Origin of the sequence: Ewingella sp. AOP9-I1-14 (assembly GCF_052375995.1) — a bacterium.
GTDB lineage: Bacteria > Pseudomonadota > Gammaproteobacteria > Enterobacterales > Enterobacteriaceae > Ewingella > Ewingella allii.
The window spans coordinates 805,019-828,283 of record NZ_JBQSVA010000001.1; the positions used below are offsets into that span (position 1 = coordinate 805,019).

General features: G+C 53.5%; 23 protein-coding genes. 10 read left to right on the top strand and 13 right to left on the bottom strand.

The window, feature by feature from the left end:
- Positions 1-16 precede the first annotated feature (16 nt).
- Positions 17-1,045, bottom strand: coding sequence for a cell division protein ZipA (gene zipA, locus ACT3RT_RS03730; protein ID WP_353502867.1), 1,029 nt, complete (start codon positions 1,043-1,045; stop codon positions 17-19).
- Between the two features lie 225 nt (positions 1,046-1,270).
- On the opposite strand from zipA, the gene cysZ reads away from it, so the two are divergent.
- From cysZ to crr, 5 genes are all read left to right on the top strand, one after another.
- Positions 1,271-2,059: a sulfate transporter CysZ gene (gene cysZ / locus ACT3RT_RS03735; RefSeq protein ID WP_396130963.1), complete on the top strand. Its 789-nt coding sequence runs from the start codon at positions 1,271-1,273 to the stop codon at positions 2,057-2,059.
- A 207-nt stretch (positions 2,060-2,266) separates the two neighbouring features.
- On the top strand, positions 2,267-3,232 hold the full coding sequence (gene cysK / locus ACT3RT_RS03740) for a cysteine synthase A (protein ID WP_353502869.1): 966 nt from the start codon (positions 2,267-2,269) through the stop codon (positions 3,230-3,232).
- A gap of 402 nt (positions 3,233-3,634) precedes the next feature.
- A complete protein-coding gene (ptsH, locus tag ACT3RT_RS03745; protein ID WP_353502870.1) occupies positions 3,635-3,892 on the top strand; it encodes a phosphocarrier protein Hpr in 258 nt (85 codons plus the stop codon).
- A gap of 47 nt (positions 3,893-3,939) precedes the next feature.
- A complete protein-coding gene (gene ptsI / locus ACT3RT_RS03750) occupies positions 3,940-5,667 on the top strand; it encodes a phosphoenolpyruvate-protein phosphotransferase PtsI (protein WP_353502871.1) in 1,728 nt (575 codons plus the stop codon).
- A gap of 47 nt (positions 5,668-5,714) precedes the next feature.
- On the top strand, positions 5,715-6,224 hold the full coding sequence (crr, locus tag ACT3RT_RS03755; protein WP_353502872.1) for a PTS glucose transporter subunit IIA: 510 nt from the start codon (positions 5,715-5,717) through the stop codon (positions 6,222-6,224).
- 95 nt (positions 6,225-6,319) lie between these two features.
- Here crr and ACT3RT_RS03760 read toward each other — a convergent pair whose 3' ends face one another.
- The 10 genes from ACT3RT_RS03760 to ACT3RT_RS03805 all read right to left on the bottom strand — a co-directional run bounded on the left by ACT3RT_RS03760 (position 6,320) and on the right by ACT3RT_RS03805 (position 15,729).
- Positions 6,320-7,669 (bottom strand): HAMP domain-containing sensor histidine kinase, encoded by a 1,350-nt coding sequence (locus ACT3RT_RS03760; protein WP_353502873.1) that lies wholly within the window; start codon positions 7,667-7,669, stop codon positions 6,320-6,322.
- Positions 7,650-8,333, bottom strand: a complete 684-nt coding sequence (locus tag ACT3RT_RS03765) for a response regulator transcription factor (RefSeq protein WP_353504004.1) — start codon at positions 8,331-8,333, stop codon at positions 7,650-7,652. The genes ACT3RT_RS03760 and ACT3RT_RS03765 overlap by 20 nt, the downstream gene beginning before the upstream one ends.
- Before the next feature lie 100 nt (positions 8,334-8,433).
- The gene (gene cysM, locus ACT3RT_RS03770) at positions 8,434-9,318 is read right to left on the bottom strand and encodes a cysteine synthase CysM (RefSeq protein ID WP_441655940.1); all 885 of its coding nucleotides are present in this window, start codon (positions 9,316-9,318) and stop codon (positions 8,434-8,436) included.
- Positions 9,319-9,446: 128 nt separating this feature from the next.
- Positions 9,447-10,541: a sulfate/thiosulfate ABC transporter ATP-binding protein CysA gene (gene cysA / locus ACT3RT_RS03775; protein WP_496202516.1), complete on the bottom strand. Its 1,095-nt coding sequence runs from the start codon at positions 10,539-10,541 to the stop codon at positions 9,447-9,449.
- Complete coding sequence (gene cysW / locus ACT3RT_RS03780; protein WP_486031168.1) at positions 10,531-11,406, bottom strand: sulfate/thiosulfate ABC transporter permease CysW; 876 nt, start codon at positions 11,404-11,406, stop codon at positions 10,531-10,533. Before cysW ends, cysA begins: the two co-directional genes overlap by 11 nt.
- Entirely contained in the window at positions 11,406-12,236 is an 831-nt protein-coding gene (gene cysT / locus ACT3RT_RS03785; protein ID WP_034792042.1) for a sulfate/thiosulfate ABC transporter permease CysT, read from the bottom strand. The genes cysW and cysT overlap by 1 nt, the downstream gene beginning before the upstream one ends.
- On the bottom strand, positions 12,236-13,252 hold the full coding sequence (locus ACT3RT_RS03790; RefSeq protein ID WP_353502876.1) for a sulfate ABC transporter substrate-binding protein: 1,017 nt from the start codon (positions 13,250-13,252) through the stop codon (positions 12,236-12,238). The genes cysT and ACT3RT_RS03790 overlap by 1 nt, the downstream gene beginning before the upstream one ends.
- Positions 13,253-13,478: 226 nt before the next feature.
- Positions 13,479-14,378: a Dyp-type peroxidase gene (locus tag ACT3RT_RS03795; protein ID WP_353502877.1), complete on the bottom strand. Its 900-nt coding sequence runs from the start codon at positions 14,376-14,378 to the stop codon at positions 13,479-13,481.
- 139 nt (positions 14,379-14,517) lie between these two features.
- Positions 14,518-15,141 carry an RpoE-regulated lipoprotein gene (locus ACT3RT_RS03800; RefSeq protein ID WP_353504005.1) on the bottom strand — a complete coding sequence of 208 codons (624 nt, stop codon included), beginning with the start codon at positions 15,139-15,141 and terminating at the stop codon, positions 14,518-14,520.
- A gap of 144 nt (positions 15,142-15,285) precedes the next feature.
- Positions 15,286-15,729: a DUF2919 domain-containing protein gene (locus tag ACT3RT_RS03805; RefSeq protein ID WP_353502878.1), complete on the bottom strand. Its 444-nt coding sequence runs from the start codon at positions 15,727-15,729 to the stop codon at positions 15,286-15,288.
- 169 nt (positions 15,730-15,898) lie between these two features.
- On the opposite strand from ACT3RT_RS03805, the gene ACT3RT_RS03810 reads away from it, so the two are divergent.
- On the top strand, positions 15,899-16,300 hold the full coding sequence (locus ACT3RT_RS03810; protein ID WP_353504006.1) for a YgiW/YdeI family stress tolerance OB fold protein: 402 nt from the start codon (positions 15,899-15,901) through the stop codon (positions 16,298-16,300).
- Between the two features lie 92 nt (positions 16,301-16,392).
- Here ACT3RT_RS03810 and ACT3RT_RS03815 read toward each other — a convergent pair whose 3' ends face one another.
- Entirely contained in the window at positions 16,393-16,818 is a 426-nt protein-coding gene (locus ACT3RT_RS03815) for a GNAT family acetyltransferase (RefSeq protein ID WP_034792052.1), read from the bottom strand.
- Between the two features lie 217 nt (positions 16,819-17,035).
- On the opposite strand from ACT3RT_RS03815, the gene amiA reads away from it, so the two are divergent.
- From amiA to uriH, 4 genes are all read left to right on the top strand, one after another.
- Positions 17,036-17,923, top strand: a complete 888-nt coding sequence (gene amiA / locus ACT3RT_RS03820) for an N-acetylmuramoyl-L-alanine amidase AmiA (RefSeq protein ID WP_496202517.1) — start codon at positions 17,036-17,038, stop codon at positions 17,921-17,923.
- Positions 17,924-18,064: 141 nt separating this feature from the next.
- Positions 18,065-18,997: an oxygen-dependent coproporphyrinogen oxidase gene (gene hemF / locus ACT3RT_RS03825; protein WP_496202518.1), complete on the top strand. Its 933-nt coding sequence runs from the start codon at positions 18,065-18,067 to the stop codon at positions 18,995-18,997.
- Positions 18,997-19,446, top strand: coding sequence for a YaiI/YqxD family protein (locus tag ACT3RT_RS03830; protein WP_034792058.1), 450 nt, complete (start codon positions 18,997-18,999; stop codon positions 19,444-19,446). Before hemF ends, ACT3RT_RS03830 begins: the two co-directional genes overlap by 1 nt.
- 78 nt (positions 19,447-19,524) lie before the next feature.
- Positions 19,525-20,472 (top strand): uridine-preferring nucleoside hydrolase UriH, encoded by a 948-nt coding sequence (gene uriH, locus ACT3RT_RS03835; protein WP_353502882.1) that lies wholly within the window; start codon positions 19,525-19,527, stop codon positions 20,470-20,472.
- Positions 20,473-20,563: 91 nt separating this feature from the next.
- Here the strand turns inward: uriH and maeB are convergent, their stop codons facing one another.
- Positions 20,564-22,843, bottom strand: a complete 2,280-nt coding sequence (gene maeB / locus ACT3RT_RS03840) for an NADP-dependent oxaloacetate-decarboxylating malate dehydrogenase (protein WP_485903751.1) — start codon at positions 22,841-22,843, stop codon at positions 20,564-20,566.
- Positions 22,844-23,265: the final 422 nt, after the last annotated feature.

Sequence of the window (23,265 nt, forward strand, 5' to 3'; positions counted from 1 at the left end):
GGATACGCCCGGCGCTTTATTTGGCCGTCGCGTCAAGAACCTCGCGAATACGCGCTTTATAGGTTTCCAGTTTTTGTGGTGTGATCATGCGTCGCTCGTCATCGAGAACCATGCCACCCACGTCGTCAGCAATACGCTGAGCCGACTGTAACAACAGTTTGAAGTTCTGATGCGCATCGCCATAGCAAGGCACCATCATGAACAGCGTGATCCCAGGAGTTGAGAAGTCTGACATGGTATCTGGGTCAAAGGAGCCAGGTTTCACCATATTCGCCAAACTAAACAGCACGGGGCCACTGCCCGCCGGGCTAACATGGCGGTGGAAAATGTTCATCGCGCCAAACTGGAAGCCAGCCTGCAATACGCTATTGAGCAACACTTCACCGCCAATTACGCCACCCTGATGTGCGGCAACATGCAGCACCAGAACGGTCTCTTTCAGCTTCTCTTTCACCGGCGCTTCTTCTGCCAGAGAGAAAGGTGAATCATTGTGCGGCTCAGCTTTGGCCGCTGGTGCAGCATCAGGATGGATCTCTTCCGGTGGAACCGGGGCCTGTGGCTTCTCGATTTCGCGCGCTGGCTGAGGTGCAGCCTCACGCTGAGGAGCGGCATGCTGCGGCGCAAAACTGGTTTCACGACGCGGAGCATCAGCAGGATCAGCCGCTGAGTAACCACTCAACAACGGATCATCCTGAGCCGCAACGGGCTGAGGAGCCGGCTGACGCGGCGCAGTAGGCTGTTGGACGGGAGGAGCCTGCGGTGGGCGCTGTGGCTGAGTGCGAACAGGAGCAACTTGCTCAGGTTCATCATACTCGCCAAAAGAAGGTTCATCCTGAGGATAGGATGGACGTACGCGCACTTCACCCACCCCGTCGACGAAATCGTCGGCCGGAGATTGCTCTCGTTCTTTTTTCACACGTTTAGTTGGACGATCGCGAAAAAGCGAAGAGCGTTCTTTACGGCTGGTCCACAAACCGTGCAATAACAACGCTATTATGGCGATCGCGCCAACAACGATTAATATCAGACGCAAATCCTGCATCATTGCTATCTCTAGGTTGTTCTAATTCATTGCCACCACGGCAAACATTCACATTTCTAACTCTATTTGCCTGAGTTGATAAGTGCAAGTCTGGACACTACTTTCTAGTAATAAACATGATTAGGGCACCTTTTTTTGTCGCTTTTTCAGCCAATACGCTGCTAGCCAGTGGAAAATCATATCGATATGATAGTTCACGTCCTTCAACTCAGAGAGAAAATTTCTTTTATGACATCTTCGCAAGGCGCTAACGCGGTAAACGGAGTTCACTATTTCAGCAAGGGGTGGTCACTGATTTCCTTGCCTGGTATTCGTCGCTTTGTGGTTTTGCCACTGTTGGTGAACATTATTCTGATGGGTGGCGCATTTTGGTGGTTATTCGCCAAATTGGGTGACTGGATCCCGGCCATGATGAGCAAGATACCAGCCTGGCTGAGCTGGCTGGATTACCTGCTTTGGCCGATAGCCGTGCTCTCCGTGCTGCTGGTGTTCAGCTACTTATTTAGTACCATCGCTAACCTGATAGCCGCGCCGTTCAGCGGCCTGCTGGCGGAACAGCTTGAAGCCCGACTGACGGGTAAGGTCCAGCCCGACACCGGTATTTGGGGAATAATGAAAGATCTGCCGCGCATCATGAAGCGCGAATGGCAGAAATTGGCTTATTACATCCCGCGCGCCATCGTACTGCTGGTGCTCTATTTTATTCCCGGCATCGGTCAAACCGTCGCGCCCGTGCTGTGGTTCTTGTTCAGCGCGTGGATGCTCTCTATTCAATATTGCGACTACCCTTTCGATAACCACAAAGTCAGCTTCCTTGATATGCGTCGCTCGCTCGGTCGCCATAAAGTCGACAATTTACAGTTCGGCGCGCTGGTCAGCCTGTTCACCATGATCCCGGTGCTGAATCTGGTCATCCTGCCGGTCGCCGTTTGTGGCGCAACGGCAATGTGGGTCGATCGCTACCGCGATCTACACGTGGTCGACGGGCAGGACATAAGTCAAACTCGTCGCCGCTAAGCCCCCATTTTCTCAACGGCCACTGCAACCCAGTGGCCGTTTTTTCATCTTGATCCTTGTGTCGGAAACATATTTCTTAATAACATATAGATATACCAATTCCTTACTTCACTGGGAAAACCGATCGCGTATGCTTTCGTGATTCCCACTATTTTCATAGTGTTGAAACCACACACTGCGGAATTCCAACCAGTTAAAGGACGGGTTATGAGCAAGATCTATGAAGACAATTCATTAACAATCGGCCACACGCCGCTGGTTCGCCTGAACCGTATTGGCAATGGGCGTATTCTGGCTAAGGTCGAGTCACGTAACCCGAGCTTCAGCGTCAAATGTCGTATCGGCGCGAACATGATTTGGGATGCTGAAAAACGCGGCATTCTGAACAAAGATATCGAGCTGGTAGAACCCACCAGCGGCAACACCGGCATCGCGCTGGCTTACGTTGCGGCTGCTCGTGGCTATAAATTAACCCTGACCATGCCTGAAACCATGAGCGTTGAGCGCCGTAAGCTGCTTAAGGCGCTAGGGGCCAATCTGGTGCTGACCGAAGGCGCTAAGGGTATGAAAGGCGCGATTGCTAAAGCTGAAGAGATTCAGGCCAGCGATCCAAACCGCTACTTGATTCTGCAGCAGTTCAGCAACCCGGCTAACCCAGCAATTCACGAACAAACTACCGGCCCTGAGATTTGGGAAGATACCGACGGCGCGGTTGACGTGTTCATCGCAGGCGTGGGTACCGGCGGTACTATCACCGGCGTAGGTCGCTATCTGAAAGGCAAGAAAAGCAGCGTAAAACTGATTGCCGTTGAGCCAACCGACTCTCCTGTCATCACTCAGACGCTGAATGGCGAAGAAGTGAAGCCCGGCCCACACAAGATTCAGGGCATTGGCGCAGGGTTCATTCCGGGCAACCTTGATTTAGACCTAATCGACCGCGTGTCTCTGATCACCAATGACGAATCCATCAGCATGGCGCGTCGTTTGATGGAAGAAGAAGGTATTCTGGCGGGTATCTCCTCCGGCGCGGCCGTCGCCGCAGCGGTGAAACTTTCTGAAGAGCCAGAGTTCGCCGATAAGACTATCGTCGTCATCCTGCCATCTTCCGGCGAGCGCTATTTGAGTACCGCATTGTTTGCAGATTTGTTTACGGAAAAAGAATTGCAACAATAATGCCACATTATTTAAATCGATTAAAAAAGCACCCAAATGGGTGCTTTTTTGTGGCCTACATCAAAGTTTATAGCAGTCTATGATTGATTTTATCAGCCAGGTTTAGTATTTAACCCTTCAATTATTTCGATGCGCGAAATTAATCAGCTTCCTGAATGTCTGCAGCTGAATCGATTTACTGATTTGTTACAAGATGGTGAAACACGGCATAATGGGAAGTTGCTAGGAATTGGGAAGCGCCTGACATTCTTTTTGTCACAATGTGCTTATTTTCGCCTTTTTCTGTTGCATCTCACCTTGCCCCTGAACCATAGTCAGGCGCGAATCTTATCAGGCTAAAGTCGGCCTATTGAGCTAGACTTTAGCTCCACAACATTACTTTAATAAGTTGGGGAAACAACAATGTTCCAGCAAGAAGTTACTATTACCGCACCTAACGGTCTGCACACCCGCCCTGCCGCACAGTTCGTGAAAGAAGCTAAAGGTTTTACTGCTGACATCACCGTGACTTCTAACGGTAAAAGCGCTAGCGCAAAGAGCCTTTTCAAACTGCAAACTCTGGGTCTGACTCAGGGCACAGTGGTAACCCTCTCTGCAGAAGGTGAAGACGAGCAGAAAGCCGTTGAACACTTGGTAAAACTGATGGCAGAGCTCGAGTAACAAGCCCGGTCTTAATAGTTTAAACCAGTCAAGAGAAAGGTAGGGTTATGATTTCAGGCATTTTAGTATCTCCCGGTATCGCTTTCGGCAAAGCGCTTCTGTTGAAAGAAGATGAGATTGTCATCAACCGGAAAAAAATCTCTCCTGAAGAAGTTGATCAGGAAGTAAAACGTTTCCTGTCAGGCCGTGCTAAAGCTTCAGCACAGTTAGAGACGATCAAGACCAAAGCAGGCGAGACCTTCGGTGAAGAGAAAGAAGCCATCTTCGAAGGCCACATTATGTTGTTGGAAGACGAAGAGCTTGAGCAGGAAATCATAGCCCTTATCAAAGATGAGCACGCTTCCGCTGACGCCGCTGCCTTTTCTGTTATTGAAGGGCAAGCCAAGGCTTTGGAAGAGCTGGATGATGAATACCTGAAAGAGCGCGCGGCTGACGTGCGTGACATCGGTAAACGCCTTCTGCGCAACATTTTGGGACTGGCGATTGTCGATCTGAGCTCCATTCAGGATGAAGTTATTCTGGTCGCGACCGATCTGACGCCATCAGAGACTGCACAGCTGAACCTGAACAAGGTGCTGGGCTTCATCACTGATCTGGGTGGCCGTACTTCCCACACCTCCATCATGGCACGTTCTCTGGAATTACCGGCAATCGTCGGCACCAGCGATGTGACCAAGCAGGTGAAAAATGATGACTATCTGATCCTTGATGCCGTGAACAATAAAATCTACGTCAACCCGACGGCAGATATTATTGACGAGCTGAAAGCCGTTCAGAACCAGTACATCTCAGAAAAAGACGAACTGACCAAGCTGAAAGACTTGCCGGCAATTACGCTGGACGGTCACCAGGTGGAAGTTTGTGCCAATATCGGTACCGTGCGCGACGTCGCCGGTGCAGAGCGCAATGGCGCTGAAGGTGTTGGCCTATATCGTACCGAATTCCTGTTCATGGACCGTGAAAGCCTGCCTACCGAAGAAGAGCAATTCCAGGCATATAAAGCCGTTGCTGAAGCGATGGGCTCACAGGCAGTTATCGTGCGTACCATGGACATTGGCGGTGACAAAGACCTGCCATACATGAACTTGCCGAAAGAAGAGAACCCATTCCTGGGCTGGCGCGCAATCCGCATCTGTTTGGACCGTAAAGAAATTCTTCACGACCAGCTGCGTGCCATTCTGCGTGCTTCCGCGTTCGGTAAACTGCGTATCATGTTCCCAATGATCATTTCCGTTGAGGAAGTGCGTGAACTGAAAGCAGAGCTGGACTTGCTGAAAGCGCAACTGCGCGAAGAAGGCAAAGCCTTTGATGAAAGCATTGAAGTTGGCGTGATGGTGGAAACACCAGCGGCGGCAGTGATTGCTCATCATCTGGCAAAAGAAGTCGATTTCTTCAGTATTGGTACTAACGATCTTACCCAGTATACTCTGGCAGTAGATCGCGGTAATGAGCTGATTTCTCATCTTTACAACCCAATGTCACCTTCTGTACTGGCTTTAATTAAGCAAGTCATTGACGCATCTCATGCTGCTGGCAAATGGACAGGCATGTGTGGCGAGCTAGCAGGTGACGAACGTGCTACACTTCTTCTATTGGGCATGGGTTTAGATGAGTTCAGCATGAGTGCTATCTCTATCCCGCGCATCAAGAAAATTATTCGTAATACGAACTTCGAAGATGTGAAAGCGCTGGCAGACCAGGCCCTGGCCCAACCTACGGCGCAAGAGTTAATGAACCTGGTTAACAAGTTCATTGAAGAAAAAACACTCTGCTAATTGCGCGATGCTGGAAAGCTGCCCAAATTAATGCTTAGGAGAAGATCATGGGTTTGTTCGATAAACTGAAATCACTAGTTTCTGATGATAAAAAAGAAGTTGGCACTATTGAAATCGTAGCGCCGATCTCTGGTGAAATTGTCAACATTGAAGATGTGCCAGACGTTGTTTTCGCTGAGAAAATCGTCGGCGACGGTATTGCCATCAAACCAGCTGGCAACAAAATGGTTGCACCGGTTGACGGTACTATCGGTAAAATCTTCGAAACTAACCATGCTTTCTCTATCGAATCCGACAGCGGCATTGAGCTGTTTGTCCACTTCGGTATTGATACCGTTGAACTGAAAGGCGAAGGCTTCAAACGCATCGCTGAAGAAGGTCAACGCGTTAAGAAAGGTGATTTGATTATCGAGTTTGATCTGCCTCTGCTGGAAGAGAAAGCCAAGTCTACCCTGACTCCGGTTGTTATCTCTAACATGGATGAGATCAAAGAGCTGATTAAACTGACTGGTACTGTGACCGTTGGCGAAACGCCAATCATCCGTATCAAAAAGTAAGTCTCTCAATGATGTGAAAAGGCGCTTAATCTAAGCGCCTTTTTTATTGCCTGGTATTCTTGAAAACGTGCTGATTGGCTAGATTGCCTGCCGGTTTAAATCTTCCAGTGCGGCACTTGCAGGCTGATGATCAGGCCGTGCGGCGTGGCGTTGCGCGCCTCGACTTTGCCATCGTGCGCCACCATCACTTTGCGCGTAATAGCTAAGCCAAGCCCGTAGCCTTTGCCCGATAGCGGCGACATCACACGGACAAAGGGGTCGAAGATGCTAGAGAGCTTGTCTTCCTCGACGCCCGGCCCCTGATCTTCCACTTCAATCGTCAACCAACCTTCCGACTGAATCAGCGACACCACCACTTTTTGCTCACGAGCGGAAAAACGCAGCGCGTTGCGCACCACGTTATCAATTGCCCGTCGCATCAGCTCGGCATTGCCCTTCACCGTGTAGTCATTCTGATCAGGAGTGTCTGGCCTCAGCTCAATCTCTACGCCGGGAAGCTGTGCTTCGTAGCGCGCATCGTTGACCACCGCCTCCACCAGCCCATACAGATCAAAATACTCTTCGTGCGGCATCTGGTCGTTTTCAGTTCGTGAGAGCGCCAGCAGTTCGCCAATCATCTTATCCAGCCGCCCCGCCTCATGTTCGATACGCTGTAATGAGGTTTCGACGTTAAGGGGGTTCTGCCGCGCCAGGCCAATCGCTAGCTGTAATCGGGCCAAGGGTGAGCGTAGTTCATGGGAAACGTCGTGGAGCAGCTCCTCGCGCGCTTTAACCAGCACCTGTAGGCGTTCGGCCATGGAGTCGAAGTCCCGCGCCACGTCGGACAGCTCGTCGTGGCGTTTGCCCATTTTGGCAAACAGGCGCACCGACAGGTCCCCCTGAGCCACGCGGCCAAAGGCCTGACGCATTTGCAGCATTGGCCGAGTTAGGTTCCACGCCAGCACCGCGCTGAACAGCAGGCCGCCGAGGCCGCCTATCCATAGCAGCGGCGTCGGGATGTGTAGCATATGCTCGCGATGCTTCGGCCGGTATTCGCTCATCAGCCCTTCAACGTTATAACGCAGCCGATAGCCCTGCCCTTTCGGCCCCTGCACGAACTCGACAATCTCTTTCGGCGCGTTACCCGGCGCCAGCGACTGCAGCGTTTCGCCTTCGGCGGGCACCATCGAGGGGGTGACGGAGAAGAACTGGCGGTCATCATCCGGCCAGTCGGCCATCATGGCGTCGAGGGCGGGCATGCCGCCTGAGCGCAATGTGGAGACGGCTGAGGTGATTTGCAGCTTCACAAACCGTCGCGCGATGCCGCTTTCCGGCGGCTCGTGGTGGTTATAGAAAGCAAAAGTCACCCAGAGAACCTGAGTGATGGCGATGAAGGTGAACCAAAATCCAAACAGGATTTTCCAAAATAGCCTTCCGCGAAGGCGTTTACCTGATGCGATAGCCAATACTTCTTACCGTCTCAATAGTCAGGATATCACCGCCAGCAAGGGACGCCAGTTTCTGGCGAATGTTGCTGATATGCACATCAATGCTGCGGTCGTAGGCCTCGCGCGGACGCCCCAAGCCTTTCTCGGACAGCTCATCCTTGGACACCACGCGCTCTGGCGCGCGCAGCAACAGCTCCAGCAGATTGAATTCAGAGGCGGTCAAGTCAAACAGCGCACCACGCCACTGGCTGCTGCGCGTCGCGGGATTCAATGTCAGGTCACCATAATGGATGACGGACGAGTCAGAAGGGGCTTCCTGCTGCTCTTCAACACGACGCAGCACGGCACGCAGGCGCGCCACCAGCTCGCGCGGATAGCAGGGCTTCGGCATATAGTCGTCAGCGCCCATCTCCAGCCCGATAACGCGATCGATGTTGTCGCCTTTGGCGGTCAGCATGATGATCGGCAGACGGCTGTTTTTACGCACTTGGCGCAGCACGTCGATGCCGCTCATATCAGGCAGCATAATATCGAGGATCATCGCGGAATAATCGCCGGACATCGCGCCGTCAATGCCCGCCTTGCCGGTCAGCACCAGCGATGCGTTGAAACCTTCAGCAATCAAATATTCGCTGAGCATGGTACCCAGTTCGAGATCGTCATCGACCAATAAAATTTTCATCATCATTTCCACCTAACTGAGTTCTGGTTATTTTTATCCCTAACCCGACCACGCGCAGCCGCTTTTACTCTAATTTTACACTTGTAAGTCAAATTTGGGCTTAGAGATCGAACACACCGGTCGAAAGATAGCGATCGCCACGGTCGCAAATGATCGCCACCACCAGGCTGCCGGGGTTGGCACGAGCAACGCGCAGAGCGCCAGCTACCGCGCCGCCGGAGCTAACGCCGCAGAAAATCCCCTCTTGGCGAGCCAGCTCGCGCATGGTGTCTTCAGCCTCTTGCTGCGCCATGTCGATGGTTTCATCCACCAGTTCTGCCTTGAAGATACCCGGCATATAAGCCTGCGGCCAGCGGCGAATGCCCGGAATGCTGCTGCCCTCTTCGGGCTGCAAACCAATGATTTTCACCTCACTGCTCTGAGTGCGCAGGAAGCGGCTGACGCCGGTAATGGTGCCGGTGGTGCCCATACTGGAAACAAAATGGGTTATGCGTCCCGCCGTTTGCTGCCAAATTTCCGGGCCGGTGGTCGTGAAATGTGCCAGCGGATTATCAGCATTATTAAACTGATCCAGCACCTTGCCCTGCCCCTGTCTCTGCATCTCCAACGCCAAGTCTCGCGCCCCTTCCATCCCCTGCGCACGGCTAATCAGCAGCAATTCTGCCCCATAGGCGCGCATAGAGGCCTGACGCTCCAGGCTCATATTTTCCGGCATTAATAGCTTGAGTTTATAACCCTTGAGCGCGGCAATCATCGCCAGGGCGATACCGGTGTTACCACTGGTGGCTTCAATCAGCGTATCGCCAGGGCGGATCTCCCCGCGCTTTTCAGCCTGCTCGATCATAAAAAGCGCGGCGCGATCTTTAACCGAGCCAGCGGGGTTATTGCCTTCCAGTTTGACCCAAATCTCACTGTCCAGATCCTGGGTCAGTCGCTGTAATTTCACCAGAGGCGTATTGCCGATGTACTGTTCGAGCGTGCTCACTGTGCTTGCCTTATCGCTATGGGTTATAAACACCATGTAAAAACGAATAAATAAGAATTAGACGATAAAAAGGGCAGCTCGCAGACCGCCCTTTTTAAAGAAATTTAACCTGAATTGTCTAAAAAGTATCAGGCACTTTTCGCCAATGCAACGGGTTGCAGTGCTTCGTCCCCGGCGTACAGCCGGCCGTTTAGGCCACCCACGTAGAAGCGATCGCCGCGCTGCGGGGTAGATTGTCCTGCAAAATCAGACAGTACCACTGACATTGGCTCGTCGTGCCAACCTTCGGCATGGACGATTAACTGCCAGAAATGACCACGCGGGCTGACTTCCAACACTTTCACCGGTAGCGGGCAGCGCTGGGTTGGCTGCGCAGTAATTTCCATTTCCCACGGGCGCAGGAATAGATCAACCGCGCCCTGATGCAACGGCGGGTTTTCCAGCGGCCAGTGATATGGGCCGACGTAGAGCTGGGAGCCGCGAATGTCGCCGCTGATTTTATTCACTTCGCCCATAAACTCCAGCACAAAGCGCGTTGCCGGGTCGCGCCAGATTTCCGGCGGCGTGCCCACTTGTTCGATATTGCCTTGGCTCATCACCACTACGCGATCCGCGACTTCCATTGCCTCTTCCTGGTCGTGGGTGACGAATACGCTGGTGAATTTCAACTCTTCGTGCAGCTGACGCAGCCAGCGGCGCAGCTCTTTACGTACCTGAGCATCCAGCGCGCCGAAAGGCTCATCCAACAGCAAGATTTGCGGCTCGACCGCCAGAGCGCGGGCCAGCGCCACGCGCTGCTTCTGCCCGCCGGACAGCTGGGACGGATAGCGATTCGCCAAGTGGCTTAGCTGCACCATTTCCAGCAGCTGAGTGACTTTCTTTTTAATCGCTTCCGTATTCGGGCGCTCGCGGCGCGGCAGAACGGTCAGGCCAAAGGCGATGTTGTCGAACACAGTCATGTGGCGGAACAGTGCGTAGTGCTGGAACACAAAACCGACCTGACGATCGCGGGCGTGAACCTGACTGACGTCTTTGCCGTGGAAACTCAGCTTACCGGCGCTCTGATTTTCCAGACCGGCGATAATGCGCAATAGTGTGGTTTTGCCGGAGCCGGACGGCCCGAGCAGCGCCACCATTTGGCCGGAAGGAATATCGAGCGAGATATCGTTCAGCACCTTGGTGCGGCCGAAGTATTTGTTGATACCGTTAATTTCAATGCTCATTGCTATCCTCCCGCTCAAGACGGTCGTTGTGACGCTTCAAACGCCATTGCAGGCCGCTTTTCAGAAATAGGGTGACTATCGCCATCAGGGTTAACAACGCGGCGGCGGTAAATGCGCCTGCGGTGTTGTAGTCCTGATGCAGTAATTCAACTTGTAATGGCAACGTGTAGGTTTCGCCACGGATAGAACCGGAAACCACCGACACGGCGCCGAACTCACCAATGGCGCGGGCGTTGGTCAACACCACGCCGTACAGCAGCGCCCAGCGAATATTGGGTAAGGTCACGCGGCGGAACATCTGCCAGCCCGACGCGCCGAGCAGCACGGCGGCTTCATCTTCATGGCTGCCCTGACTGAGCATCACCGGCACCAGCTCGCGAATAACAAACGGACAGGTGACGAAAATAGTCACCATCACCATGCCCGGCCAGGCGAACATAAATTGCAGATTATGGGCATCCAGCCACGGCCCCAGCGGGCCATTGGTGCCGTAAAACAGCAGATACAGCAGGCCAGCGACCACCGGCGACACGGCAAAAGGAATGTCGATCAGGGTCAGCAGCAGCTGACGCCCTGGGAAATTAAATCGCGCCACCAGCCACGCCAGCAACGTACCGAACACCAGATTCACCGGCACGGTGATCAGCGCCATTAACACCGTCAGCCAGATAGAGTGCAGCATGTCGGAGTCAGACAGGTTCTTCCAAACCGCCGCAATGCCGTCCGAAAACGCCAGCACGAAAATACTGATCATCGGGATGACCAGCAGCAGCAGGCAAATCAGCATACCGGTGCCAATCAACAGCCATTTGGTCCAGTCGATTGGCCGACGCGCTTCCCCTGAGTAAGCCGGAATATCAGACATTAATGACCTCCAAGACGACGGCCATAACGGCTTTGTAAAGTGTTAATCGCAAACAGCAACAGCAGGGACGCCGCCAAAATCACCGAAGCAATCGCGCTGGCCGCCGGGTAGTCAAACTCCTGCAAGCGAATGAAAATCATCAGCGAGGTCACTTCCGTTTTCCACGCGATGTTACCGGCGATGAAAATCACCGCGCCGAACTCGCCAAGGCTGCGGGTGAATGACAGCGCGGTGCCCGCCATCAGCGACGGCATCACCTCTGGCAACACCACGCGGCGGAAGCTCTGCCAGCGCGAAGCACCCAAGGTTTCGGCAGCTTCTTCATACTCCGGCCCTAGCTCTTCCAGCACCGGCTGCACCGTGCGCACCACAAACGGAATGCTGGTGAAGGCCATGGCGACTGCAATACCCAGCCAGGTGTAGGCCACTTTGATATCAAAATGCGCCAGCCACTGACCATAAAAGCCGTTGACCGAAAACAGCCCGGCCAGCGTCAGGCCCGCCACCGCCGTTGGCAATGCAAAGGGCAAATCCATTAAGCCGTCGAGCAAGCTCTTGCCCGGAAACTCATAGCGCGTGAGGATCCACGCCATCAGCATGCCGAAGAAGCAGTTAAAAATACTGGCCACGCCCGCCGACAGCAGGGTGACCTTATAAGCCGCGATCACCTGATCATTGGTAATGACCGACCAATACTGCGCCAGCGTCATTTGTGACAACTGCATCACCAATGCGCTCAGCGGCAATAACAGCACCAGACACACGAACAGCAAGCTGCTGCCGAGGCTGAGGGTGAATCCGGGAAGTACGCGTTTGCTCGACAACAACATTACTTGTGACCCTGCTCTAACAATTTATCCAGCTCGCCGCCGGTATCGAAATGCGTTTTCATCACCTGCGGCCAGCTGCCGAACTGATCTTCAACTTTGAATAGCTTGGTATCAGGGAACTGCCCTTTCGCCGCCGCCATGGCCGTTTTGTCATATACGCGGTAGTTGAAGCTGGTGATGATTTTCTGCGCCTGCGGGCTCCAGAGGTAATTCAGGTAATCTTTGGCCGCTTTCTCAGTGCCGTTTTTCTCGACGTTTTTGTCGACCCATGCCACCGGGAACTCCGCCAGGATATCTACCGGCGGGACAATCACTTCATAGTTGTCGTCGCCGTATTGCTTGCGAATATTGTTCACTTCGGACTCGAAGCTGATCAGCACATCGCCCAGCCCGCGCTCGACGAAGGTGGTGGTGGCGCCACGGCCGCCGGTATCAAACACCTGAACGTTTTTCAGGAACTGGGTCATTTTCGCGCGGGTCTGTTCCTGGTTTTTACCGTCTTCCAGATTGAACGCGCCCCACGCCGCCAGATAGGTATAGCGGCCGTTGCCTGACGTTTTCGGATTCGGGAAGATCAGTTTGACGTCGGCACGGGTTAAGTCGTCCCAGCTGTGAATGTTTTTCGGGTTGCCCTTGCGCACCAAGAACGCCATGGTCGAATAGAACGGCGAACTGTTGTTAGGCAAGCGGCTTTGCCAGTTGGCGGGGATCAGGTCACCGCGGTCATGCAGAATTTGTACGTCAGTCACCTGATTGTAAGTGACGACATCGGCCTTCAGGCCTTGCAGAATGGCCAAAGCCTGCTTGGAGGAGCCAGCGTGAGACTGTTTAATTTCCAGCTTGTCGCCACCGTTTTGCTCTGCCCACTGCTTTTGAAATGGCGGATTGAGCGCAGCGAACAGTTCGCGCGCCACATCATAGGAGCTATTGAGTAATTCCGTGGCAGAGGCCGCGCCGCTGGCCAGCAGCATGGCGGCAAGAGAACTCTTGAGTAATCCGCGTCTAAATCCGTTCATTTTCATGCGCCGCCTTGAGTGTATGGACATCCGAGATGGCAAAACTTAGCCACTTTAGTAGTCCACAGTGTATTTATAACTCAGGGTCAGGCTGTAACGGTTTTATATACCGTTTAGTGATTTTCAAGCATGAAAAGCTATAAGCCGAAAAAGGCTGGCCTAGGTGGGGATTAACAGTAGTGAGGCGAGACGTGGCGCGCCCGACACAGGCGCGCCAAGGGGGAAATTAGAGCGCCAGCAGGCGAGTCAGGGACGGCGCGAAATAGTAGCTTCCGGTCACCGGGCGGGTGAAGCGCAGCATGGCGTCGCGCTTGCCGTCTAAGTCACCAAACATGCTCAATAGCTGCTTCTCAATGTTCCACAGGCGCGAGCAATAAGAGATGAAATAAAGGCCGTGTTCGCCGCTGGCGGTGCCGTAAGGCAGGCTCTGCCGCAGAATTTTCAGGCCTTTGCCCTCTTCTTTCAGATCCACGCGGCTGACGTGCGAAGTGTCCGGGCGCGTTTCTGAGTCCAGCTCTTCGTCAGTCAGCTTAGTGCGGCCGATGACCTCTTCTTGCTGGCTGACGGAGAAGCGATTCCACTGGGTTAAATTGTGCTTCCAGCGCTGGACCATCACGTAGCTGCCGCCCGCGTCCTGATGCCCTTCTGGAATGATAGCGACCTGCGCACGTGCTGCGTCTTTCGGGTTTTCGGTGCCATCGACAAAGCCGCTTAAATCGCGATCTTCGATACCACGGAAGCCGTGAGTCTCTTCTTCCACCAGAATCGATTTGCCAAAGGCCGCCAGCGCCGCCTGTGCCACGGCGAAGTTAACGTCATGGCGCAAAGATTGGATATGCAGTAGCACGTCGCGCTGGGTGGCCGGAGCCAGACCTTTGCCTAGCGGCTCGAAAGGTTTTAATTCATCAGCGCCCTGGCCGCCTGAAAGATCGCGCCAGACGTCATGGCCGAAAGCCAGCACCGCGCCGAGTTTTTCTTGGGGGAATTTCTGCTGCATTTCACTTAATGCGGCAGCAAACACACGGCAACCCTGCCGCAGACTATCCAGCTCGCCTTGAACTTTCGCTTCAATGAAAATGCCGAAACGGCAATGTTCGAGCAGAATGCCACTCTGTACCTGAGTCACGTTTTTTATCCTCGTAAATTTGACGGCGGCTATCATAACCGAAGTCAATAAAAATGCCTTGCGCGGACGCAAGGCATTGCAGAGTTTTTCAGCACTAATTTTAAAGGCTTGTTTTAAAGACTTGTTGAGAGAATGGCGCTTAGTTAGCTCGCCAAACAATTTTGCTGACTTTCCAGTCTTTCAGCGCGTCATCAGACGGCATTAGCTCTTCCGGCCCGTGCCATATACCGCTAAAGACGTAGCTGACGCGCTGGCTCTGCGGCGCTTTACACACCACGCTCTGCGCGTCGTCGCCGGTGCCTTTCACACAGCTTTCGAAAGCTTTAGTGTAGAGGTCGCTAAATGGCGTTCCCACTTTGACGCCCCACTCGCTTTCCACTTTAGGGTCAGTGACATCAATGCGCTGCACGCGGCCCTTCGGCTCGCCGCTGAGGGTAATTTTGACCTCTTTGCCGTCCATCGCCTGATAGAACGCCAGCATTTTGCCGTCATTCATCGACATGCCGCTGCGCAGGCGATAGTCGCCGTCTAAGGCATCTTTAATCGCGTCTTCGGTCAGAGGAGTGCTGGCGGTGACTTTGCCCACGCCCTGATCGGTGACTTTCAGGCTGCTGCTAAACCAGTTCATCGGGTTCATGCTCGACCAGGACATGTTAGAAACCGTCGAACAGCCTGTTAATAACAGGGGTAATGCCAGTAAAAGTGGGCTGAGAGCCTTCAGCGGATGCTTCACGCTTGGCTGTTGTTTTGCCCTGTGCGACATAGTCGTCATTCGGTTCACTCCTTTCATGTCCATTTAAGTCTGCCGGGACTCCGTCTAGCCCATTCATAACAAAATGGAGTTTATCGGTCAGCGGCAGTTCGAGTGCTAATTGGCTCAAAAAGTTCAGCCACGAGGCAACAAGCTTTATGTTACCTGCTGAGATGCGTCAAAACAGGCCCGCAGGCGGCGGCTCAATAGCCAATAGGCCAGCGCGGCGGCGTCGAGCAGCGCGAGAGCCAAATCAACCAGCGACGGCGTGTCAGCCCCCTGCCACAGCCCCAACCCTTGCAGCACAAAGGTGATAAACATTCCCGCCAGCAACAGCCAGTAGCCACTTTGCCACAATCGCGGCCACAGATGGCGACGCCCGCTGAGCATAAAGACCAGCGCCGGAGGCAGGCCGAGTAGCATTCCGTGCCAAAAACTTTGCGTATCAGGATAGAACAGCTTGAGTAAATCCGTGCCCTGTTGGCTTGACGCCCCTGCCATCACAAACAGCAACCACGTGCGCGCCTGCAAAATCAAAATGGTCCAAAACCACAGCGGTAAACGCAGCATGCCGTGATTGTTGTAATCGTCTGGGTTCATAGCCTCAGAAATATTTCCTTCGAATTGTCGTGACTGAAAAGTAACTAACCCAGCTTAAGAAACCGTTAAGAACAGTCTGCTTTAATGTTTCTCAACGCGGCAAGACATCCAATTAAAGGATGAATTGCTACACTCACCAGACCCAGTTAATTAAGGACGACCTATTATGATGAAGAAGATCACTCTGGCAACCCTCATTGCACTTTGCACCCTTCCGGCGTTGGCTCAGCAGACTGGTGGCTTCCAAGACCCGAACGCGCCACAGGCCCAAACCCAGCCGAGCAATAAAGGTGGTTTTACGGGAAACACCACCGCGCTCAGCACGGTGAAAGATGCGCAAACCATGAACGATGACCAATGGGTTCAGCTGGAAGGCTATATCGATCAGCGCGTTGGCAGCGACAAATATATTTTCCGCGATAACAGCGGCACCATTAATGTGGATATCGACCACGACCGCTGGCAGGGACAGAACGTGTCGCCAAAAGATAAAGTGCGGATCGAAGGTGAAGTCGATAAAGACTGGAACTCAGTTGAGATTGATGTGAAATCGATCAAAATCATCAAGTAAGTTTCCGCCCCTTGTCAGCAGTTATTGCCTGTAAATAAAAAAGCCCCGAGCAGTGCATCGGGGCTTTTTATCGGCTCAATAAGCAGTGAGCTTTAATATTCTTGGTCTTCAATCAGCCGTTTGCCGAGAGTCAGCGCATCCTGAATTTCATAATCCAGCTTTTCATACATGCTCACTACCGCGTCATTTTCGGCACGCACCATTAAATTAATTTTCGGGCAGCCTCGGGCAATTAACTTCTTTTCCAGACGATTAATTAGTGCATTAGCAATGCCTCGCCCGCGATAATCAGGATGCACGCCAAGGTAATATGCTGACCCGCGATGACCATCATAGCCGCCCATCACGGAACCCACGACTTCACCGCCAACTTCGGCGACCAGAAACAGTTCAGGACTGTGGTTCTGTTTACGCTCAATGTCCATTTCAGGATCATTCCACGGGCGCAGCAGATCGCAGCGCTCCCATAAGGTCAGCACTTCGTCGAAATCATCTTGCCGGTATATGCGAATGTCCATCACTGTTCGCCGCTGTTTGTTAAAGAGTTAATAGGTATTGGTTAATTATCGCGTGATCTGCTTGATACGCAATATCAAAATAGACAGTTACTCACATTCGCTTCTAATTTATTCATTTACGACACAAAATTCATAAAAAGTAATAGTTCTCAGATCGAACCCGCGGGAAGGATACTCTATAACATAACCATTCTGTTTGATGTTGACGGTATGCGCCATGCTTAACCCTTTAAATAAGTTTCTCCATTTCCAACCTTTACCTGCTTCTGCAACCCGCCGCCAACTGTTGCTCTCCGGCCTCGGGCTGGCTTTTGGCGTACTGGGCACTCGCTCCGCCGTTGCGGCGCAACAACAACTGCATATCACCAAAACTGCACCAGCCCCGAAACCGGCGAATGCTAAAAAACTGGTGATGATTGATCCCGGCCACGGCGGCATCGACTCCGGCGCAGTAGGCCATGAAGGCTCGGAAGAGAAACACGTGGTGCTGGAAATCGCCAACTATGTGCGCGAGATCCTTGGCTCCCATAGCAACATCGAGGTGAAGCTTACCCGCGATTCCGACCACTTTATTCCGCTTTATCAGCGCGTTGAAATCGCCCACCAGCATCAGGCCGACCTGTTTGTGTCGATTCACGCCGATGGCTACACCAGCCCTAGCGCCTCGGGAGCCTCGGTGTTTGCCTTGTCCAATCGCGGTGCCAGCAGCGCGATGGCGCGCTATATGTCGAAAAAAGAGAATGACGCCGACTTAGTAGCCGGTGCCAAAGTGGCGAAGGAAGACACCAACTATCTGCAACAAGTGTTATTCGACTTAGTGCAGACCGACACCATCAAAAACAGCCTGACCCTCGGCCACCACGTGCTGGAGAGAATTCGCCCTATTCACCATCTGCACAGCCAGCAGACCGAGCAGGCGGCCTTTGCGGTACTGAAGTCGCCATCAATTCCGTCGATTCTGGTGGAAACCTCGTTTATCACCAATCACCACGAAGAGCAGTTGCTCAGCACGACGGTCTTCCGCAAAGAGATTGCTCAGGCGATTTCTCAGGGCATCGTTAATTTCTTTAGCTATTTCGACGCCACTGAACGCAAGCCGCGCTAAAGCTTCGCGCCAGTAATGCGCTCTGCCTATTGCAGCCTTCCTGCATATCAGGCGATTTTGGGTATATACTGAGGCCCATTTTTGATTCAGCGCCTATTCGGGCGCTGAATGTCTTTTAAGCCAACGTCTGTGAGTTAACTCATGAGTCAACCGATCCCCGACATCGCCCAAGTAAAAGCCTTCCTGCTCTCCCTACAGGAAACTATCTGCCAACAGTTAGCCGCCGCCGATGGCAAGGCGCAGTTTGCAGAAGATGAGTGGGTGCGCGAAGAAGGCGGTGGCGGACGCAGCCGCGTATTAACCCAAGGCGCGGTTTTTGAACAAGCGGGCGTCAACTTCTCCCACGTGCATGGCGCCACCTTACCGGCCTCAGCCACGGCGCATCGACCCGAGTTAGCAGGGCGCAGCTTTCAGGCCATGGGCGTCTCTTTAGTGATCCACCCACTCAGCCCTTACATTCCTACCAGCCATGCCAACGTGCGTTTCTTTATCGCGGAAAAGCCGGGTGAAGCACCGGTTTGGTGGTTTGGCGGCGGCTTCGACCTGACGCCTTTCTACGGTTTTGAAGAAGATGCTCGTCATTGGCATTTAACCGCGCAGCAGCTTTGCCAGCCCTTCGGCAGCGACGTCTATCCGAAATATAAAAAGTGGTGTGACGACTACTTCTTTATCAAGCACCGCAAGGAGGCCCGAGGTATCGGCGGCCTGTTCTTCGATGACTTGAACACCCCTGATTTCAACCACTGCTTTGCCTTCATGCAGGCGGTGGGGAATGGCTTTACCGAGGCCTATCTGCCTATCGTTGAGAAGCGCAAATCCATGGCGTGGGGCGAGCGCGAGCGCCAGTTCCAGCTCTACCGCCGTGGCCGCTACGTCGAATTCAATCTGGTTTGGGATCGCGGCACGCTATTCGGCCTGCAAACCGGCGGCAGAACGGAATCTATCTTGATGTCTATGCCCCCTCTGGTGCGTTGGGAATATAACTTCCAGCCAGAAACCGACAGCCCGGAAGCCGCGCTGTACCGCGACTTCCTGCCGGTTCGCGACTGGCTGGCCGACAAGGAGTCCAATTAATGCAAATTTGGGTCGATGCCGACGCCTGCCCGAACGTCATCAAAGAGGTGCTGTTTCGCGCTGCCGAACGTACCGGCATGATGGTGACGCTGGTCGCCAACCAGATTATCCGCACCCCGCCGTCGAAGTTTATCCGCACCCTGCGCGTTGAGGCGGGCTTCGACGTGGCGGATAACGAAATCGTCAAACGCACCGAGCCGGGGGATTTGGTCATCACGGCTGATATCCCGCTGGCTGCCGAAGTAATCGAAAAAGGCGGCGTGGCGCTTAACCCGCGCGGCGAGCGCTACACCACTGAAACCATCAAAGAGCGTTTGAACATGCGCGATTTCATGGACACCATGCGCGCCAGCGGCGTGCAGACCGGCGGGCCACCGGCACTCAACCAGCGTGACCGCCAACAGTTCGCCAATGAGCTGGATAAGTGGCTGCAACAAGCCAAAAAATAATCCGGCCATAATAAAAACAATGTCTTAATTTTTATCCACTTACCTGTATGAAGGCCCCCCTACAAAGAGAAGATAATAATGGCTAAAAAAATCATTCTTGATTGCGACCCGGGGCATGACGATGCAATCGCCATGCTTTTAGCACACGGCAACCCTGAGATTGAACTGCTCGCCGTCACCACCGTCGTCGGCAACCAGACGCTGGAGAAAGTCACTCGTAACGCGTTGGCGGTAGCTCGGGTGGCGAACATCACCGGCGTCCCCTTCGCCGCAGGGGCCACTCGCCCACTGGTGCGTCAGGTTGAGGTGGCAGAGGAAATCCACGGTGACTCTGGACTTGATGGCCCTGTGCTGCCAGAACCCGCCATTAAGATTGAGCCGATCCACGCCATTGATCTGATCATCGACCTTGTCATGTCCCATCCGCCAAAAACCATTACTTTGGTACCAACAGGCGGATTAACCAATATCGCCTTAGCCGTGCGCAAAGAGCCGCGCATTGCTGAGCGCGTTAAAGAAGTGGTGCTGATGGGCGGCGGTTACCACGAGGGTAACTGGAGCGCGGTGGCGGAGTTTAATATCAAAATCGACCCCGAAGCCGCGCATATCGTTTTTAACGAAAAGTGGCCACTGACCATGGTCGGGCTAGACCTCACGCATCAGGCACTGGCAACCCCGGAGGTTTACAACCGCATTGCTGCCGTAGGCACTCGCCCGGCCAAATTCGTGACCGAACTGCTCGATTTCTTCAGCCAGAGTTACAAAGACCGTCAGGGTTTCGACGCGCCGCCGGTTCATGATCCATGCGCCGTGGCTTATGTCATCGACCCGAAAGTGATGACGGTGCGCAAAGCGCCGGTTGATATCGAGCTTACCGGCACTCTCACGCTGGGCATGACCGTGGCTGACTTCCGCTCTCCTCCCCCACCTGACTGCCATACACAGGTGGCGGTTAAATTGGACAACCAGCGTTTCTGGGACTTGATTGTCGATGCCCTTGAGCGCATTGGTGAAGTTGAGTTTTAAGCGTTGGCACAATCTAAGCGTTAAACAGAGGCGCTGACTCAGCGCCTCGTCTCCCCTCTTCTTTTATCTCTTTTCAGCTTACCCAGCCCCATCACAGCGGCTCGGTTTGTGCCTCCACTACGGCTAAAGCCACCATATTGACGATGCGCCGCACCGAGGCAATCGGGGTGAGAATATGCACTGGCTTAGAAACGCCCATTAGCACCGGCCCCACGGTTACACCTTCCGAGCTAGAGACGCGCAGCAAGTTATAGCTGATACGCGCTGCTTCCATGTTGGGCATAATGAGGATATTCGCCGCGCCTTTTAACGGGCTGTCCGGCATGATGTCCTGACGAATGCTCTCCACCAAGGCAGCATCGCCATGCATTTCGCCATCAATTTCCAGCTCAGGCGCCCGCTGGTTAATTAACGCCAGCGTTTTGCGCATCTTCACCGCCGACGCGCCATCCGAGGTGCCGAAACTTGAGTGAGAAAGCAGTGCGACTTTAGGTTCGATACCAAAACGCCGCACGGTTTCCGCCGCCATCAGGGTGATTTCAGCAAGCTGCTCAGGGGTTGGATCGTCATTGACATAGGTGTCGGCAATAAAGGTGTTGCCGCTCGGCAGCAGCAGCGCGTTCATCGCCCCGGCTACGCTCGCCCCTTCGCGGAAACCAAACACCTTCTCCACCACGTCATAATGCTCGTGATAGGTGCCAATGGTGCCGCAAATCATCGCGTCGGCTTCGCCGCGCAGCAGCATAATGGCGGCGATCAGGGTTGGATTGCCGATCACTTCGCGACGCGCCTGCTCCTGAGACACACCGCGACGCTTCATCAACTGGTAGTACTCGCTCCAGTATTCGTTGAAACGCGGGTCGGACTCATTGTTTACGACATCGAAATCCTTGCCTGCCTCAATTTGCAATCCGAGCTTTTTAAGCCGCATGTCGATGACGCTTGGCCGGCCAACCAGAATGGGTTTCGCCAGCCCCAGCGTTACCAGTTCTTGAGTCGCATGCAGCACGCGCTCCTCCTCCCCCTCTGCCATCACCACGCGTTTAGCGTCGGTTTTGGCTTGGGAGAAAATCGGCTTCATAAACAGGTTGGTTTTGTAGACGAACTCAGAGAGTTTCTCGACATAGGCGTCGAAATCCTCAATCGGCCGGGTCGCCACGCCGGACTCCATTGCCGCTTTCGCCACAGCGGGAGCGATTTTGACAATCAGGCGCGGATCGAAGGGCTTAGGAATGATGTAATCCGGGCCAAAAGAGAGCTCTTCTTCGCCGTAGGCCGAGGCCACAACGTCGCTCTGCTCGGCCATCGCCAGATCGGCAATGGCATGGACACAGGCCAGTTTCATCTCTTCATTTATGGTGGTTGCGCCGACGTCCAGCGCGCCACGGAAGATAAACGGGAAGCACAGCACGTTATTGACCTGATTAGGGAAATCAGAGCGACCGGTACAGATAATGGCATCAGGGCGCACGGCCTTGGCCAGCGGCGGCAGGATCTCCGGCTCGGGATTCGCCAAAGCTAAAATCAGCGGATCTTTACCCATAGTTTTGACCATATCCTGTGTCAACACGCCGGGGCCAGAACAACCGAGGAAAATGTCTGCATTAGGGATAGCATCGGCCAGCGTGCGCTGCCCGTTGTCATCTATCGCATAGGCGGCTTTGGTTTCCGCCATGTTCTCTTCGCGGCCTTTGTAGATAACCCCGCGCGAATCACAGGCGGTGATGTTATGGCGCTTCAGGCCCAGTGCGACCAACAGGTTCAGGCAGGCAATAGCTGAGGCACCGGCCCCTGATACCACCAGACGGACATCAGAAATGTTTTTACCCACTACTCGCAGACCGTTGAGCACGGCGGCGGTACAGATAATGGCGGTGCCGTGCTGGTCATCATGGAACACAGGAATTTTCATGCGTTCACGCAGCTTTTGCTCAATGTAAAAGCATTCCGGCGCTTTGATATCTTCCAGATTGATGCCGCCAAAGGTCGGCTCCAGGGCGGCGATCACGTCTATCAGTTTGTCCGGATCTAACTCGTCGACTTCGATATCAAACACATCAATGCCGGCGAATTTCTTAAACAATACGCCTTTACCTTCCATCACCGGTTTGCCCGCCAGTGCCCCGATGTTACCCAACCCAAGCACCGCCGTGCCGTTTGAAATCACGGCAACCAAATTGCCTCTGGCGGTGTATTTGTAGGCTGCCAGCGGGTCTTTTTGAATTTCAAGGCAAGGAGCCGCCACGCCCGGAGAGTAAGCCAGCGCTAAATCACGCTGAGTGGCGAGGGGTTTGGTCGGAGAAACCTGAATCTTTCCCGGTACAGGAAACTCATGAAAATCGAGCGCACTTTGTTTCAGCTGTTCATCCATCGTCGGGGCCTCTTTTCTTGTTGTAGGTGAGGTAGTTATTCGTCGTTTTTGTAGGGTCATCTGTAGAGGTCTGGAAGGCTTTGAGTTCGGCCTTTCACGAAATCTAGTATAGGTAACTTGCCACGACAAACTATGAAGCACGACCAAAATCGAGCCGTTACATCGCTTACTTTTCGTTCACGGAAGACATCTCGCAAAAATGAACTACGCTTAAAGTTCCCCCTTGCGCAACTCAGGTTGAACGTTCAGCCTTGCGTTAGCTTTTGTGTTTTCCATTGCTCTGGCCCATCACAACAATCAGAAAAAGCACATTCAAATTGTTAACAAATTGATGCAGGGTATGAGCCCCACGTAAAAAGTTGCGCCACGAGTTGCGCAACGGCGCGCAAGATTTTTGATAACAATGCTTGCAAGACGAAAAG

What these genes read in the sequence shown, in the direction of transcription:
- zipA (WP_353502867.1), bottom strand. Translation starts at nt 1,045, where the DNA reads ATGATGCAGGATTTGCGTCTGATATTAATCGTTGTTGGCGCGATCGCC.
- cysZ (WP_396130963.1), top strand. Translation starts at nt 1,271, where the DNA reads ATGACATCTTCGCAAGGCGCTAACGCGGTAAACGGAGTTCACTATTTC.
- cysK (WP_353502869.1), top strand. Translation starts at nt 2,267, where the DNA reads ATGAGCAAGATCTATGAAGACAATTCATTAACAATCGGCCACACGCCG.
- ptsH (WP_353502870.1), top strand. Translation starts at nt 3,635, where the DNA reads ATGTTCCAGCAAGAAGTTACTATTACCGCACCTAACGGTCTGCACACC.
- ptsI (WP_353502871.1), top strand. Translation starts at nt 3,940, where the DNA reads ATGATTTCAGGCATTTTAGTATCTCCCGGTATCGCTTTCGGCAAAGCG.
- crr (WP_353502872.1), top strand. Translation starts at nt 5,715, where the DNA reads ATGGGTTTGTTCGATAAACTGAAATCACTAGTTTCTGATGATAAAAAA.
- ACT3RT_RS03765 (WP_353504004.1), bottom strand. Translation starts at nt 8,333, where the DNA reads ATGAAAATTTTATTGGTCGATGACGATCTCGAACTGGGTACCATGCTC.
- cysA (WP_496202516.1), bottom strand. Translation starts at nt 10,541, where the DNA reads ATGAGCATTGAAATTAACGGTATCAACAAATACTTCGGCCGCACCAAG.
- cysW (WP_486031168.1), bottom strand. Translation starts at nt 11,406, where the DNA reads ATGTCTGATATTCCGGCTTACTCAGGGGAAGCGCGTCGGCCAATCGAC.
- cysT (WP_034792042.1), bottom strand. Translation starts at nt 12,236, where the DNA reads ATGTTGTTGTCGAGCAAACGCGTACTTCCCGGATTCACCCTCAGCCTC.
- ACT3RT_RS03790 (WP_353502876.1), bottom strand. Translation starts at nt 13,252, where the DNA reads ATGAACGGATTTAGACGCGGATTACTCAAGAGTTCTCTTGCCGCCATG.
- ACT3RT_RS03800 (WP_353504005.1), bottom strand. Translation starts at nt 15,141, where the DNA reads ATGTCGCACAGGGCAAAACAACAGCCAAGCGTGAAGCATCCGCTGAAG.
- ACT3RT_RS03805 (WP_353502878.1), bottom strand. Translation starts at nt 15,729, where the DNA reads ATGAACCCAGACGATTACAACAATCACGGCATGCTGCGTTTACCGCTG.
- ACT3RT_RS03810 (WP_353504006.1), top strand. Translation starts at nt 15,899, where the DNA reads ATGAAGAAGATCACTCTGGCAACCCTCATTGCACTTTGCACCCTTCCG.
- ACT3RT_RS03815 (WP_034792052.1), bottom strand. Translation starts at nt 16,818, where the DNA reads ATGGACATTCGCATATACCGGCAAGATGATTTCGACGAAGTGCTGACC.
- amiA (WP_496202517.1), top strand. Translation starts at nt 17,036, where the DNA reads ATGCTTAACCCTTTAAATAAGTTTCTCCATTTCCAACCTTTACCTGCT.
- hemF (WP_496202518.1), top strand. Translation starts at nt 18,065, where the DNA reads ATGAGTCAACCGATCCCCGACATCGCCCAAGTAAAAGCCTTCCTGCTC.
- ACT3RT_RS03830 (WP_034792058.1), top strand. Translation starts at nt 18,997, where the DNA reads ATGCAAATTTGGGTCGATGCCGACGCCTGCCCGAACGTCATCAAAGAG.
- uriH (WP_353502882.1), top strand. Translation starts at nt 19,525, where the DNA reads ATGGCTAAAAAAATCATTCTTGATTGCGACCCGGGGCATGACGATGCA.
- maeB (WP_485903751.1), bottom strand. Translation starts at nt 22,843, where the DNA reads ATGGATGAACAGCTGAAACAAAGTGCGCTCGATTTTCATGAGTTTCCT.